The sequence below is a fragment of the Pseudonocardia sp. GCM10023141 genome (assembly GCF_042653605.1).
Genome location: NZ_JBHSIR010000035.1, coordinates 54,060 through 68,326, shown reverse-complemented (window position 1 = coordinate 68,326; position 14,267 = coordinate 54,060). Strand labels below are relative to the sequence as shown.

At 65.3% G+C, this 14,267-nt stretch carries 10 protein-coding genes and 3 pseudogenes; 5 read left to right on the top strand and 8 right to left on the bottom strand.

What is annotated here, in order from left to right; genetic code table 11:
* Nucleotides 1-94: 94 nt before the first annotated feature.
* Nucleotides 95-1,069 (bottom strand): annotated as a pseudogene (locus ACFPFQ_RS20545) (IS1380 family transposase); the annotation flags it as partial.
* Between the two features lie 177 nt (nucleotides 1,070-1,246).
* On the opposite strand from ACFPFQ_RS20545, the pseudogene ACFPFQ_RS20540 reads away from it, so the two are divergent.
* A pseudogene (locus ACFPFQ_RS20540) lies at nucleotides 1,247-1,402 on the top strand (IS256 family transposase); the annotation flags it as partial.
* A gap of 612 nt (nucleotides 1,403-2,014) precedes the next feature.
* Nucleotides 2,015-3,214, top strand: coding sequence for a TetR/AcrR family transcriptional regulator (locus tag ACFPFQ_RS20535; RefSeq protein ID WP_379621173.1), 1,200 nt, complete (start codon nucleotides 2,015-2,017; stop codon nucleotides 3,212-3,214).
* 24 nt (nucleotides 3,215-3,238) lie between these two features.
* Here ACFPFQ_RS20535 and ACFPFQ_RS20530 read toward each other — a convergent pair whose 3' ends face one another.
* Nucleotides 3,239-4,393 (bottom strand): acyl-CoA dehydrogenase family protein, encoded by a 1,155-nt coding sequence (locus ACFPFQ_RS20530; RefSeq protein ID WP_379621171.1) that lies wholly within the window; start codon nucleotides 4,391-4,393, stop codon nucleotides 3,239-3,241.
* A 199-nt stretch (nucleotides 4,394-4,592) separates the two neighbouring features.
* On the opposite strand from ACFPFQ_RS20530, the gene ACFPFQ_RS20525 reads away from it, so the two are divergent.
* The 3 genes and pseudogenes from ACFPFQ_RS20525 to ACFPFQ_RS20515 form a co-directional block, all read left to right on the top strand.
* The gene (locus tag ACFPFQ_RS20525; RefSeq protein ID WP_379621169.1) at nucleotides 4,593-5,333 is read left to right on the top strand and encodes an SDR family oxidoreductase; all 741 of its coding nucleotides are present in this window, start codon (nucleotides 4,593-4,595) and stop codon (nucleotides 5,331-5,333) included.
* A 659-nt stretch (nucleotides 5,334-5,992) separates the two neighbouring features.
* Complete coding sequence (locus ACFPFQ_RS20520) at nucleotides 5,993-6,292, top strand: Dabb family protein (RefSeq protein WP_379621167.1); 300 nt, start codon at nucleotides 5,993-5,995, stop codon at nucleotides 6,290-6,292.
* Between the two features lie 185 nt (nucleotides 6,293-6,477).
* Nucleotides 6,478-7,019: pseudogene (locus ACFPFQ_RS20515) on the top strand (SDR family NAD(P)-dependent oxidoreductase); the annotation flags it as partial.
* Nucleotides 7,020-7,258: 239 nt separating this feature from the next.
* Here ACFPFQ_RS20515 and ACFPFQ_RS20510 read toward each other — a convergent pair.
* From ACFPFQ_RS20510 to ACFPFQ_RS20485, 6 genes are all read right to left on the bottom strand, one after another.
* The gene (locus ACFPFQ_RS20510; protein ID WP_379621165.1) at nucleotides 7,259-8,449 is read right to left on the bottom strand and encodes a TetR/AcrR family transcriptional regulator; all 1,191 of its coding nucleotides are present in this window, start codon (nucleotides 8,447-8,449) and stop codon (nucleotides 7,259-7,261) included.
* 236 nt (nucleotides 8,450-8,685) lie between these two features.
* On the bottom strand, nucleotides 8,686-9,213 hold the full coding sequence (locus tag ACFPFQ_RS20505) for an SMP-30/gluconolactonase/LRE family protein (RefSeq protein WP_379621778.1): 528 nt from the start codon (nucleotides 9,211-9,213) through the stop codon (nucleotides 8,686-8,688).
* Nucleotides 9,214-9,239: 26 nt separating this feature from the next.
* Complete coding sequence (locus ACFPFQ_RS20500; RefSeq protein ID WP_379621163.1) at nucleotides 9,240-10,991, bottom strand: AMP-binding protein; 1,752 nt, start codon at nucleotides 10,989-10,991, stop codon at nucleotides 9,240-9,242.
* A gap of 3 nt (nucleotides 10,992-10,994) precedes the next feature.
* Complete coding sequence (locus ACFPFQ_RS20495; RefSeq protein ID WP_379621161.1) at nucleotides 10,995-12,113, bottom strand: acyl-CoA dehydrogenase family protein; 1,119 nt, start codon at nucleotides 12,111-12,113, stop codon at nucleotides 10,995-10,997.
* A complete protein-coding gene (locus ACFPFQ_RS20490; RefSeq protein WP_379621159.1) occupies nucleotides 12,106-13,260 on the bottom strand; it encodes an acyl-CoA dehydrogenase family protein in 1,155 nt (384 codons plus the stop codon). The genes ACFPFQ_RS20495 and ACFPFQ_RS20490 overlap by 8 nt, the downstream gene beginning before the upstream one ends.
* Before the next feature lie 14 nt (nucleotides 13,261-13,274).
* Nucleotides 13,275-14,108, bottom strand: coding sequence for an enoyl-CoA hydratase-related protein (locus ACFPFQ_RS20485; protein ID WP_379621157.1), 834 nt, complete (start codon nucleotides 14,106-14,108; stop codon nucleotides 13,275-13,277).
* Between the last annotated feature and the right edge of the window lie 159 nt (nucleotides 14,109-14,267).

The following is a 14,267-nucleotide window of genomic DNA, read 5'->3' as shown; positions in this document are numbered from 1 at the left end:
TCTTGTTGGTTGGTCTGCAGGCGTGGCGGAGTCGCTGGTCTGTCCAGCTCTTCCACTGATCGGGTAGTCGGGCGGGTTGGCGGCGGGGTTGGTGTCAGGCAGCGGCGGGTGGACTGTGGGGCGATGGTCTGGTCCCACAGCCGCAGCCGTGCCGCTGCCCAGGGCCAGCGGCTGGGTAGGTGCAGGACAGGCACGCGGGCTGGTCGGGCCAGTCAGGCGGGCACGGTGATCAGCCGTCGGCGCAGGGTCGCGCTGCGGGCGCCGGCGTGGCCGTGGCCGGCGAGGGTACCGGCGGCGTGGAGCAGGTTGTGCGCGATCGCGGCGCACAGTGCCCAGGCGGAGTTGGCGCCGAAGCGCCCCGAGGGCAGGTGCGCCAGGGGCCCGTCGATCAGGTCGGCGAACACGGTTTCGATGATCGCGTGGCGGCGGTGGACGGTGTCGGCCTCGACGGTGGGCAGGTCAGTGTTGGTGAAGAACGGGTGATACCGCCAGACCGGGAACAGCGCGTCCGGGGTAGCGGGCGTCCTTGACCCGGCGCACGATCAGCCGGGCGGTGATCCGATCCCGGGTGGCGGCGAAGGCGGTGTAGGACACTTCGGCGACCTCGGCGTCGGAGATCCACGCTCCGGTGTCGGGGTCCTGGACCGCGCCGGGGTAGCGCACCCGGGGTCCATGCGTCGTCGGGGATGGCGTCGATGGCCCGTTGGATGGCCCGTTGGATGGCCCGTTGGATGGCCCGGTTCTTGGTCATGACCAGGGAGAACTCGGCGTTGCCGCGTCGGCACGCGCGTACCACCGCGCGGTTGCCGTAGGCGGAGTCGCCGTGGACCAGGATCTTCCCGGTCGCGCCGGCGGCGCGAGCGGTGGCGATCGCTTGGGCGATCATCCGCCCGGCGCCCTTGCCCGAGCCGGTCTTGCCCGCCCGCAGCCGCATCCCGGCGATCACCGGCGCGGAGTGCGCGGTGCTGATCGTGGTGGCCAACGGTGAGAGCCCTTTGCGGAGCACCTGTTTGCCGGCGATCTTGGTGTGGCCGTAGGAGGCGCCCTGTTTGGCGTGCCGTAGACCGGGCGCGTCGGGTGATCGTCTGGCTGCGCGGGCAAACACCCCCGCGCCACCTGGAAGTGGATTCATCGCCACCACCTTCCGGGATGGTGGCCCCACCGACGGCGCGACCAGGCTGTTCGACCCGATGACGGTGCCTGTCACCCGCTACCGCTACTGCTACCGGGCCGCGATCATCCCCACGCCATGGCAGCGAAGCAGACCGACGAGTGGGCCGAAGGCCGCCGCTACCTCGGACTCGAGGTCCTCGCCCGCTCCCGTGTCAGAGCCGTCCCCGACACCACCGTCAACGCCGGGGAGGTGAGCACGATCGACACGATCCCGGCGCTCAGCGCCTGAACCAACCAGAAGATCACGCGTCAGCCGTCACACACCACGCCGGCGGGCTTGACCAACCTCGGACGCTGGGACGCGGAGGGTTGTCTGACGAACGCCGGTTGCCGCAAAGACATCATCATCCGTGGCGGGGAGAACCTCAGCGCCAAGGAGATCGAGGACGTCGCCGTCGCCGTCGCCGACGTCGCCGGGGACCGACCCAGCCTTCGGCGAACGCGTGTGCGCGATGTTCGTCCTCCCATCCGAGGCCGAGGTCACGCTCGATTCGGTGGGTTGCCTGGCTCGAGCAGCACCGGATCGCGCGCCAGAAGCTGCCTGAGCACCTCGTGCTCGCTGATAGTCTGCCCCGGACCGCGAGTGGCAAGGTCCAAAATTCAAGCTGCGTCAGATGATGCGCGAGACACCCCAGCGACTGATTTCGGCTCGACCTCGGCGCTCGCATGACGCGCTGTCGCACCCAGCAGATATACGCTGCCGGGGTGCCCAGCAATGACCGTGGCGGCCGGCTCCTCGTCGCCTCACCGATGCGACGAGTGTCCCGACGGCTCGGCCGCTCCCTGCAGAGTCCCTGCGGCGCAGGTTACTCGCCGGTTGAGCTCTCGTGCGGAGATGCGAATGCCTGAGCCGACCCGCCGTCGGGGGGCACGGCGCGACGAGATCGCCGACCAGGCGGGCATCCTGTTCAGCGAACGCGGCTTCCATTCCGTACGGATGGAAGAGATCGCCGAGGCCGTCGGCATCACGGTCAGGGCGCTGTACCGACACTATCCGGGGAAGCAGGCCCTACTCGCTTTCGTCGTGATCCGCGACCAGGACCGTCTGGTCAACGCTCTTCAGAATCTCGAGCAGAAGCCTGCCGACGACCTCGACACGGCGCAGATCATTCTTCACGAGCTCGCCATGGTCTCACTGGTCAGCCGCCACCTCTCCTTGCTGTGGCAGCGTGAAGCCCGACACCTGCAGCCCGACGACTTCCAATTCGTGAGGCGCCGAACGATCTGGATCGCCGAACAGATCAAGCAGCTCGTCGTCATCCGCATGCAGCCGGGGCTCGACGCGTTCAGCGCCGACCTCCGTAGTTGGGCCCTCGTCAGTTTGCTGACCAGCAGCGTCTACTACGACGCCGCCCTCCCCCCGGCGGCGCTCACCCAGGAGATCGTGGCCGCCTGCGTCCGCATCATCGCGGCGAAAGCCGAGTGTCATGGCAGTGAGGTCGCCGGTTTGAGCCCGCCGCCCGCGCTGGTCCAGCCCGTCTCGCGTCGTGAACAGCTCCTTGTCGTTGCGGCCAGGGTCTTCCGACGCCGAGGATTCGGGGGTGTCACGCTCGACGAGATCGGCGACGATCTGGACATCGTCGGCGCTGCCCTGTACCGCTACTTCCCCACGAAGGCGAGTATTCTGGCCGCAGCCGTGACGAGATTTCATGAGTGGATTTGTCACGAGATGTTCCGCACGCTCGCGCATCCGCAGGAAGACCCTTGCCAGACTCTGATGAGTCTTTCCCGCGGCTACCTTCGGGTAGAGCACGAAGCGACCGATTATCTCGCCGTCGCCCTAAACGAACGCCTCTTTCTGCCGAACGACGTCCGCGCCCAGACCGATCGGATGCGGCTAGACAACACAGCTGAATGGATCCGGTGGTACTCCCTGGCCGAATCGAGCGCCTCCCCAGCACAAAGCGCTGTGCGGGTGCACATCACCCAGAGGGTCATCGACGACTGCGTGCGGATTCCACGCCTGGCCGCGCACCCCGACTTCGTCCCAGGGATGCACTCAGTCATCGAGCGTTCTCTTGGTCTGACGGCCGACGACTGACGGGATCCGACAGCCGCCCGCCGATCACAGCCGGGCGGCGCGCCCGATGATCTCTTTCATCATCTCGTTGGTCCCACCGTAGATGCGCTGGACTCGAGCCGCGCTGTAGTAGTTCGCGATCGGGTATTCGGTGATGTAACCGTAGCCACCGAACAGCTGCAGGCACTTGTCCGTGATGGCGTTCTCCTCCTCGCTGAGCCACAGCTTCGCCATGGCCGCGGTCGCGTTGTCGAGTTCGTCTCGGTCCAGCTGCTCGACGCAGCTGTCCAGGAACGCACCCGCCACGCGCGCACGAGTGACGCACTCGGCGATCTCGAACCGAACGTGCTGATGCTCGATGAGCGGACGCCCGAAGGACTCTCTATCATTGATGTGCTCGATCGCCAGCTCGACGCTCCGCTCGATCGCAGCAAGCGCCGACACCGCCAGCGACATCCGCTCGAGGGGGAGCCGGCGCATGAGCATGACAAAACCATCACCTTCTTCTCCGAGCAGATTCGCCGCGGGAACCCTGGCCTCGTCGAAGACCAGCTCAACGGTGTCGGACTCGTGGTGGCCCAGCTTGTGCAGCGTCCGTCCAACACTGAAGCCCGCGCAGTCGCGAGTATCCACCACAATCAGCGAAAGGCCCTTCCGCCCAACACGTGGATCCGTCGAGACGGCCAGCACGACCAGGTCCGCCTGCGCACCGTTGGTAATGAAGATCTTCGATCCGGAGATCACGTACTCGTCGCCCTCGCGCCGAGCACGAGTACCTATCGCGGCGACGTCCGAGCCCGCCCCGGCCTCGGTCATCCCGAGAGATCCGATGAGCTCCCCCGAGGCGAGTCCGGGGAGCCAGCGCTGCCGCTGATCCTCCGACCCGTAGTGGACAATGTAGTGGGGCACGACGTTGCTCTGGATTTGGAACGGCGCAGGCGAAATTCCAGCACGCACGAACGCCCGAAGCACTGTGAAGTCGTCCAGCGAAGATCCGCCACCTCCGCCGTACTCCGCCGGAACGGCGCACGATAGCAGGCCAAGCTTCCCCGCCTTTCGGAAGAAGTCGCGGTCGATGCGCTGCTGCCTACGCCAGTCCTCCAGGTTGGCCTCGGCCTCCGCACGAGCGAACTTCAGCGCCATGTCCGCCAACGCCGTCCGCTCGTCGGTCATCCACGACGCCGCTCGCAGCAACTCCATCGGGCTCCTTCGTTGAACACTCACCACCCCCGCCGTGGCTGGATTGCCACAGTGTCAGCAGCGAAGCACACGCATGATGGCCCCGAGGCCTCGCTAACTGCCACGTCACAGTACCCCTCTTGTCAATAATGTCAGTGGCGGATAACATGAGCCTGGTTACATCAGGCTTGGTCGCCGTCATCGTGGAGGATGAACAGCTATGGCATCACAGCCACTCGCGGTCATCACCGGGGCAGCCGGTGGGATCGGCGCTGCCACTGCGCAGTCACTCAGCGCAGCAGGTTACGAAGTACTTATGATCGACCGGAACGTCGAATCCCTACAGGTCGCCGTGAAGGACGTGCAGCGTCGCGGAGGAACTGCTCGGGCGCTCGAGCTCGACTTGCTCGACATGGCAGCCGTGACGGCCGCCCTCGCCGATTTCGAGGGGCGTAGTCGGGTGCAGGCGCTAGTTAATGCCGCTGGTATCGTCGCCTTCGGCGATATAACGGACATCGGTCCGGATCGCTGGAACACGATGCTCGGAATCAAACTGGGAGGCAACTATCTGACTTGCCATTCACTGATCCCGGCTATCGCGGAGAACGGCGGCGGCGCGATCGTCAACATTGCCTCGATGTCGGGTCGAACTAAGTCGCTTGTATCCGGCGTCGACTATTCCACGGCCAATGCGGGCGTCATCGGAATGACGATGACGTTAGCGGCGCAGAACGCCAAGCGAGGAGTCCGCGTCAACTGTATTGCTCCCGGAATGGTGCAGACGCCGATGCTAGATGGCTACGAGGTGTCTCATCTCGACGCCATCAGGTCCGCGATACCAATGCAGAGGTTCGCGAAGCCCGAGGAGATCGCGAGTGTGGTGGCTTTCCTGGTGTCCGATGCCGCAAGTTACATTACCGGCGAAACCATCAATGCCAACGGCGGCATGTTCACCGTATAGAAATCCTGGGGCCTTATTCGCAAGCCGTTAGATCGAATAGTTTTGCGTGAATAGCTGAGACTGTCTCAAGTTGTGTAAGTTGGGTATCGATATACCCTTGTGCGCGTGTCCCGCTTGAGGTGCACAACAGCTCTTGTCGTCTTGTTTCGTTGTCGGGCAGGCATCGAAACGAATCGGGCAAGTGCTGTTGCGGTCTGAGGCTATGGCAGGGCTGACGGATGAGCAACTCACCAATCTGGTGGTCCGTGTGCATGTCGTATGCGCGGACAAGTTCGTCTCGCGCGGCCGGCCCATCGCGTCGGGGCTGTTCTGGTCGGTGGCGATGGTGGTGTCCAGATGCGGAAGAACTCGACCTTGGCCGGGCGGTCGTCGATGTAGACCGCCTCCCGGATCCGCGGTGCCGGCGGCGGACGCCGGCCGCCCTTGCGTGCGGTACGCGCCGTGCGCAGCCGGATCAGCTCCTTGGCCAGGGTGGACACCGGTTGGGCGTACACCCACTGGTAGATCGCCTCGTGAGACGCCCGGCAAGACTCGTCGGCGGCGTACTCGGTCGGCAATCGGCCCGCGATTCGACGCCGTTGACCAGCCGTCCCACGGCTGCGGGCAGACGAATGGTGACACCCTCGCTCACCCCTCAGTACCTCACAAGGAGAACGCCGATGTTGATCCACTGCGTGACCGTCATATTCAAGGAATCCGCGACCTCGGAGCGGGTGGCCGCGTTCGACGTGGCACTCGCTGCCCTGCCCGCCCAGATCGAGCTCATCCGTGAAACCCGCCACGGGCGCGATCTCGGAGAGAGACCGACGAACGCCGACTACGCGCTGGTCACGGCGTTCGACGATGCGAACGCCTTCCACGCTTACCTGGAGCACCCAGCGCACCAAGCGGTCGTCCGTGATCACCTCGCCCCGTTGGCTGACTCCTTCCACAGCACCCAGTTCCTCGTTGCGGACTGAAACCAGCCCGCAGATCGACGCCGCCACCACACGATACGAAGAGGGACTCTTCCATGACCACCAAGGACAACGACCTGGCCGCCACGTTGATCGGTGCATGGCCGGGTGATGACGCGCCGGTCGTCGTTGTGACCGGCGCGGCACGCGGCATCGGCCGGGCGGTCGCCGACTGATTCGCGAGCAACGGAGTCCGCATGGTGGTGAACGATCTTGAGCCGGAGGCCGCCGACCAAGCCGCCCGGGAGATCACCGAGGCGGGCGGGCAGGCTCTCGGGGTCGGCGGTGATGTCTCGCACCTCGCCGCCGTCAAAGCACTGGCCGCCATCGTCAAGGACAGGGCAGGGCGCGTCGATGTCCTCGTGAACAATACCGGCATCTCCGACGTCGTCCTGCCCACGGTCGAGCAAGATGTTGACCGCTGGCAGCTGACGATGAACGTTCTGCTGCGTGAGCCGTACATCTGCAGCAAGACCATCGCCGAGCAGTTCATGCTGCCTGCGGGCTTCGGTCGCATCGTCAACATCGCCTCGATTGCTGCGCTTTCGCCCCTCCCTATGCGTAACGCCTACGCCCCGTCGAAGGCCGGTGTCGCGATGATGACCAGGACGATGGCCGCCGAATGGGCGCGTTCGGCAAGTCCGACGACATCGCGCGGGCCGTGTGCTTCCTCGCCGCGCCGGCGTCGTCGTACGTGACCGGGGTTCTTCTTCCGGTCGACGGTGGATGAACGTCCTTCGGGGCCGCCGGGGACGCCTTCCCGCCCGACGAGCTCTGACGATCCAGAACATGCTGGCCGACCTGGCCCAGGTCGGGCGGTGGCAGGCGGTGGAGGGTCTGGAGGCGGTGCAGGTCGTCCCTGTATCCGACAGAGCCACCAGTGCATGACAGGCCGGCCGAGATCAGTGGTGCGGCCGGCATCGGTTCCGGCATGCATCGGCCGCCATCGCGTGCGGACCCCGGGAGGGGTCAGACGTGCACGACAGCAGTGACCGCTGTCGTGAGCTCAGAGGCGAAGGTCGGCTCGCGGTACAGATGTGCGATACGCACGAGGTCGTGGACGATGCCCTTGCTGATGTGTACGAGGGTCAACGCGGTCGCCTCGTCGAGATCGTCGCGTGTCGCCGAGATCCAGCGCTGCCACTCCAGCGTGTTCTCTTCTCGGATGCGGTCGAACCGATCGCGCTCGCCCTCGGGCAGGTAGTGGTTCTCCGTGAAGGAAACGGCCAACACGTCGATGGCCCGCACTGCGAGCCTGACGTAGCCCTCAACCAGGGCATCGAACACGTCAGCGTCGCGCGCAGGCCGAGTCAGGGCTTGCGCCACCTCGAGCGCCTGCCATTCGTAGAAACGGTTCGTCGCCGCCACGAGGATGCCCGCCTTGGTGTCGAAGTAGCGATAGATCGCCGGGCCCACCACTCCGACCTCGGCCCCGATGTCATCGATGCTGACCCCTGCATACCCGTTACGCCGGAAGGCGCGCGCGGCGGCGGCGAGGAGCTGCTCACGCCTCGAGGCGGGCATCCGCAGGTGCTGGACCGCTGGGGCGCCCGGCTCCGAGTGGGCGCCGACAACACCGATGACTCGCATGCACGCCTCAACGAGCAACTTGTTCAGCCTGGCACGAGAAAGGCCACTGTCGTAGAAGGCGAGGCTGGTCAGGATGCTGACCACCGACCAACTCCGTACATCCGTGGTGAAGTCGTCGAGGTCGGGGGCCGCTGGTGCCACCACCAGGCGCCCCACCTGCTCGGCAATCCAACGAGTCCGATTGCGGACCAGCAAGAAATCGTCCCGGTCGAGGTGTCGGGCCTCCCGCTGCCACAGAACCGAGAGGCGCCGGCTCTCCAGACCCACCTCTGCGAGCGTCGAGAGACGGTCCTCTACGCTGCCGGCGTCGTCGGCCGTCGCAAGTTGCTCCAGGGCCGTCACCAAACGCTGCTGATCCTCATGGATCACGTGGGACAGGAGCGCCTGCTTGTTGGCGTAATGACGGTAGAGCGCCCGCGCCGTGATGCCGCTCGCTTCGGCGATCTGGTCCATCCGCACCGAGTGATAGCCGTGGGCAGTGAACAGCTCACGCGCGTTCAGGGCGATCTGCCGCCCGCGATCCGGCGGACGCCGCGCGGTGTCCTTCGCGGGACGCGCCGCGCCACCCATCGCGTGACTCCTCTCCGACACTCCCGACACTCCCGGCCCTCCCGGTCGGACAGGCGACCGCACGTCGCGTTGCCCTGGCCGACCGAGCAGAACAGTACTACTTGGTATCGGGCGCACCGCCGCCTTGTGATGCGTCGGCGAGATACTGCGATGGACCCACCTGCGGGGAGAGATCAGTCGAGGTGACCGACACGTTTTGCCGCAGCCCTCTCGATGATCCCTGAGGTATTTCCTGTTCAGGCGGCAGCGGAACCCTTACGTCCGACCTTGGCCGTGGCGATCGCGGCCGAGGACTTGCCGACGTTGAACTCCTCCACCGTAGTGGTGTTGCAGGTCATGTAGAGCGTGTCGAGGTCATCGCCACCGAAGGCACAGGCGTCCGACCAGGCGCCGGGGTTGCGCACGCTGGGGCCGACATGAACCAGCCGCGTCGTCTCGGGGTTCTCCTCACCGAGCGCGAATCCTAAGTTGCCGACGTAGGCGTGGCCAGCCTTGGTGACGAGCATGTCGTTGCCGATGCCGCCGGCGAACTGGCTGAAATCGGCGTGGACGGTCGGCGTACCGTCGGGCGCGACCTTCAGGACGGACTTGTCAGCCTGGGAGACAACGAGCACCGAACCGTCGGGGAGGAAGCCCAGGCCGGAGGGAGAACCTTCGACCTCGACGACGGTCTGGTGGGAGCCGTCGGCCGCGAAGCGCTTGACCGCCTTGGTGAAGGAGTCGCTGGACCACAGGCCTCCCTCCTGCCAGCGGAGGCCCTCCAGGAACTGATGGCCGGTGGAGAAGATGCTCAGCTCGTGCTCGTTCGTGACTTTCCGTTCCGCGACGGTACTGTGGCCGCCGCTTGGGTCGATGGGTGAGTTGATCGAGGAGCGGGCAAGGTCGACCGCTGTGGCGCCCGCGTGATCTGCTGATCAGGAAGACGCCCTCCCTCGACCAGGTCCTTGGCCAGGTCACGCAACTTGAACTTCTGGATCTTTCCGCTGGCTGTACGAGGCATCTCGTCCAGCACGATCAGGCTCTCGGGGAGCTTCTGCTTGGCGATCTTGCGCTCCAGGAGCCACTCGATGAGTTCGGTGAGATCCACTGCCACGTCAGGCTCGGGAACGACGACAGCACAGACCCGCTCTCCCAACACCGGATCGGGTGAGCCCACGACGGCGACTTCGGCGATCTTGGGGTGAGCGAAGAGATGGTCCTCGACCTCCTTGGCGCTGAGGTTCTCGCCGCCGCGAATGATGATGTCCTTCTTGCGACCGGTGATCTCAAGGTGTCCATCGGCGTCGATACGACCCAGGTCTCCGGTGCGGAACCATCCGTCATCGGTGAACGCGGACTTGTTCAACTCGGCATCGAGGTAGCCGACGAACATCTCGGGACCTCGTGCGAGCAGCTCGCCGTCCTGCCCGCTGTCGAGGTCGGTCTCATGGTCGTCGACGATCCTGATGCGGGCCAAGCCGATGGCGCGGCCGTCGGTGTGGGCGCGCTTCTGCAACGGGTCCGCGGCGTGGCCGGTGGTGGCGGTGGGGTACTCGGTCGACCCGTAGACCCGAGCGACCATGCAGTCCAACGCTGTCGTGCCGTTGACGATCAGGTCCGGCGGGACGTCCGCACCTCCACACAGGAAGTTCCTCAGCGAAGAGACGTCGTAGTCGCCGAGAGAGGGGTGATGGACGAGCCCGTGCAGGAACGGCGTGGCCGCGAGCATGAAGGCACACTGGTGTTCCTGGATCAGCTCCAAGCCGGCGGTTGGCTCCCATATATCCAGGAGGACGACGCCGCTTCGCAACATCGGCGGCATCTGGATGCCATACAAGATGCCGGTGATGTGACCTACCGGGGACGGCATGAACACCACGTCGCCCTGGGTCAGGCCGATCACCTCGATGATGCTTCGGTTCTCGTAGTCGAGGGTGTTGTGCGTGTGCAGCGCGCCCTTCGGAGCCGACGTCGTGCCGGATGTGTACAGCAGGAGCACCAGGTCGTTGGCGTCGCGCGTGACCGGCTCGGGCTTGCTGCCGTGGAAGCCGTCGAGGAAGTCCTCGAAGGAGACCTCGTGATCCCGCTGTGCCTCGCCCAGTACAACGACGGTCGTCAGCTCCAGCAGGCCCGTCGTGATCTCCGCGAACATCTCGGAGAAGTCGAAGTTGCGGAACGTCCCGGGGATGAACGCGATCTTGGACTTCGCCTGTTCCAGTATGAATCGCGTCTCCGAGTGACGGTAGATCGGCATGATCGGATTGCTGATCGCGCCGATCCGGATCGCGGCAAGATGGATTGCACACGCCTCGGCCCAGTTCGGTAGCTGCCACGAGACGACGTCGCCATGTCCGACACCGTGGCGCTGTAGCGCAGCACCCAGGGCGTCGACGATGGCGTCGAACTCCGCGTAGGTCCAGGTTCGTCCACGGTCGACGACAGCGGGGCGGTCAGGGACGGCTTGAGCGGCGTCCGACAGATAGCCGTCGATAAAGTTGTCCTGCCAGGCCCCCGATGCGGTGGACTCGGCGACGAGGTCCGCGTTCAGAAGAGTGGTGCCCATTGTTCAGACCCTTTTGACCGTCCGTGCCGGAGGCTGGTCCAACACCAGGGCTCCGACCTGTTCTTCGAGTTCAGTGGCATCGCCGTACCAGGCCCGCAGCGCTAGGGCCCGCTTGTAGTACCAGTGGACGTCAGCCTCGGCCGTGAAGCCGATTCCGCCATGCACCTGGATCGCGCTCTCACACACCGAGACGGCAACCTGCGCGGCGTAGGCCTTCAACGCCATGGCGCTGCTCTCGGCCTCGATGCCGGGAAGCTCGTCCAACTCCCCGGCCACGGCCTCGCAGAAGTTGTGCAGCGAGACCGCATCAGTATGCATGTCGGCAAGAATGTGCTTGATCGCCTGGAAAGAGCCGATGACTCGTCCGAATTGCTCACGCTGCTTCGCGTACTCGACGGCCAACTCCGCGCAGCGGGTGGCGATGCCGCTCAACTCGCAGGCGACAAGGACGCGGCTCCACCGCCTGATCTGCGCCACGAGCCCCGGTGCTGTCGCCGCATCGCCCACCGGAATGCCTTCAACCCCGTCGAGCGTGACCCGGCTGAAGTTCAGCGCCGGGTCGGCGCTGCCGACGGGCTCGATCGTCACACCGGGCGTCGTCGGTTCGATCAGCTGCAGCTCAGGGCTGCCCTCCCGATCGGCGACAACCAGCAGGACCGTCGCTTCAGCCCCGAACCGCACGGCGTCGAACCTGCCCTGAAGCCTGCCGTCCGCACAGCTGACCGAGCCGAGCTGCCCCGCCCAGTGGCGAGTCACGCCCGGATCGAGGAAGGCCAGAACCGAGCCGTTCTCGACCACATCGTCCAGGAGTTTGCAGCCTTCATCGCTGATGTGCTCGTACACCACTCCGGGCAGGAGCGAGCTCTCCAACAACGGCCCGGCCAGAAGGTGGCGCCCGTATCGAACAAAGATCGGAGCAAGAGCCGCGCGCGGGAGGCCGAGGCCACCGTGTTCCTCCTCCAGGGCCACGGCGAACGTGCCCAGCTGGGCCAAGGACGGAACCAGGCTCGAACGCTCGTCGGCCGACGAGAGGATTCGCCGACGAGTGTCGGCGTCGTAGGCGGACCGCAGGAAGTCATCGACGGTGGCCGCGAGCGAGGCGATGGTGTCGTTATCAGTCACGGGGAAGTCCTAGAAGTCGCTCAGCGATGATGTTGCGCTGGACCTGCGAGGTGCCGCCGTAGATCGAGGTCGCCCGTGAGTAGAGGTGGTCGTGCACCCAGCGGTCGGCTTCAAGTCCGAGAGGACTCGATCCCGACAGCGCCCGCGACGGGCCGAGCAGTTCGGCGATCGAGGCAAACACGGTCTGCTCGATGCCGTTGAGCAGTAGCTTGTCCACCGAGTCGTGCGGCGTGGGAACCTCGCCGGCGTCCAAACGCTTGACGGTCTGCCGGGTCTGGGCGCTGAGTACCTTCAGCGCGATCTGTGCTCGGCCAAGTGCCACGCGCGCACGTCGGCCAAGAGCCGTCTCCGGGCCGGGGAGGTCCGCATCCCGCAACGCGGCGGCTGCGTCCTCGAAGGCGACCTCGTAGTCGACGCGGCGACGCACGGTGTAAGCAGCACGTTCGATGCTGAGGGTGTGGGTGGCCACCCGCCAGCCCTCGTTCAACTCGCCGACCAGGTTCCGGCGCGGCACCCGCACCTCGTCGAAAAACACCTCGCAGAACTCACGGTCTCCGGTCATCTGCTCCAGCGGGCGCGGGGTGATCCCCGGCGTGCTCATGTCCACGAGCACGTAGCTGATTCCGGCGTTCTTGTGGACGTTGGGATCGGTGCGGACCAGCAACGCGCACCACTGCGACTTGTGCGCCCAGCTCGTCCACACCTTTTGGCCCGAGATCACAAAATCGTCACCGTCGATGACTGCCCGGGTCCGCAGCGAAGCGAGGTCGGACCCCGCGTTCGGCTCGGAGAATCCCTGACACCAGATGTGCTCGCCCGATAGCAACTTCGGCAGCAACTCCGCACGCTGCCACGACTTGCCGTGGTGGTCGATGGAGGGGCCAACCACATCGAGGCCGATCAGCCCGATCGGCATCGGCGCACGGGCTCGTGCCAGCTCCTCGGCGAACACCAGTTGATGCGTTGGCGACAGGCCCTGCCCACTGGCCTCGCGGCTCCAACTGATGCCGATCCACCCGGCATCGAACAACGTGCGCTGCCACGCACGGAGCACTTCAAATCGCTCGTCGAGCTCCAGAGGCACATGTGGAACCTCGGCTGAGGACAGCCACTCACGCGCCTGCACGCGATAGGTATCCAGGTCCATCGTCGACATGATGTTCACCGACCCGTGTACACGGGCGCCCGGCGCTCCAGGAACGCGTTGAGCGCTTCCTTGGAGTCCTCGAAGCCCGACAGTTCACCAGTCAAGGACTGCTCGAACTCGTAGCCGCCCTTCAAGTCCATGTACTCGATAGTGTTCAGGCTCTTCTTGGCAAACCGCAAAGCGGCCGGGCTGTGCCGCGCCAGCGACTCGGCCAAGGACTGCGAAGTCTCATACAACTTCTCATCGGGGACGACATCCACGATCCCGCCATAGGGCAGGAGCTTGGCCGCCGGAACCATGTCTCCACTCAGGTGCATCAGCCGGACCATGCCTTGGGGCACCATCCGCGACAGGTGCTTCGCACCACCCATCACACCGACATTCACCTCCGGCAGCGCGAACCGAGCACTCTCAGCGGCGACCACCAGATCGCAGGAGGCGGCGATGGCCAGCCCGGTGCCGACCGCGGCGCCCTGCACTGCGGCGATGACGGGCTTGGTGCTGTCGTAGATGGAGAAGAAGGCTTCACGAACCTCCCTCATCCGGCCCGTCGAGTTCTCCGGGTCCAGCGTCTGGAACTCCTCCAGGTCATTGCCACCGCAGAAGTGCCTACCCCTACCAGCGAGGACCAAGACCCGCGCCTCAGGCAGGTGCACGTCGACGTTGTCAAAGAACTCCTTGATCTCGACATACATCGCCTGGTTCACCGCGTTCGCCGGAGGACGGTCGAACCACACAGTCGCAGTCGGGCCATTCTCCCGCCATTCGATGAACTCAAACTGCGCCATGTCCTGACCGTCCTGTCTGTGCAGTGCCTGGGCCGTCGAAGATGGGGCTTCAAGGTCCATTGGGACTCATTCATCCATGAGGGGAAGCCGCCGCGATTCTGCTGGAGCGTAGAACACATCCCGAACCTATGTCAATCACCACTAACATCCCCTCCGGGATCGTCAGCAGGTGGACTGACCGTGAGGCAGGCCTGGCCGGCACGGTGATGGTGGGTGGGT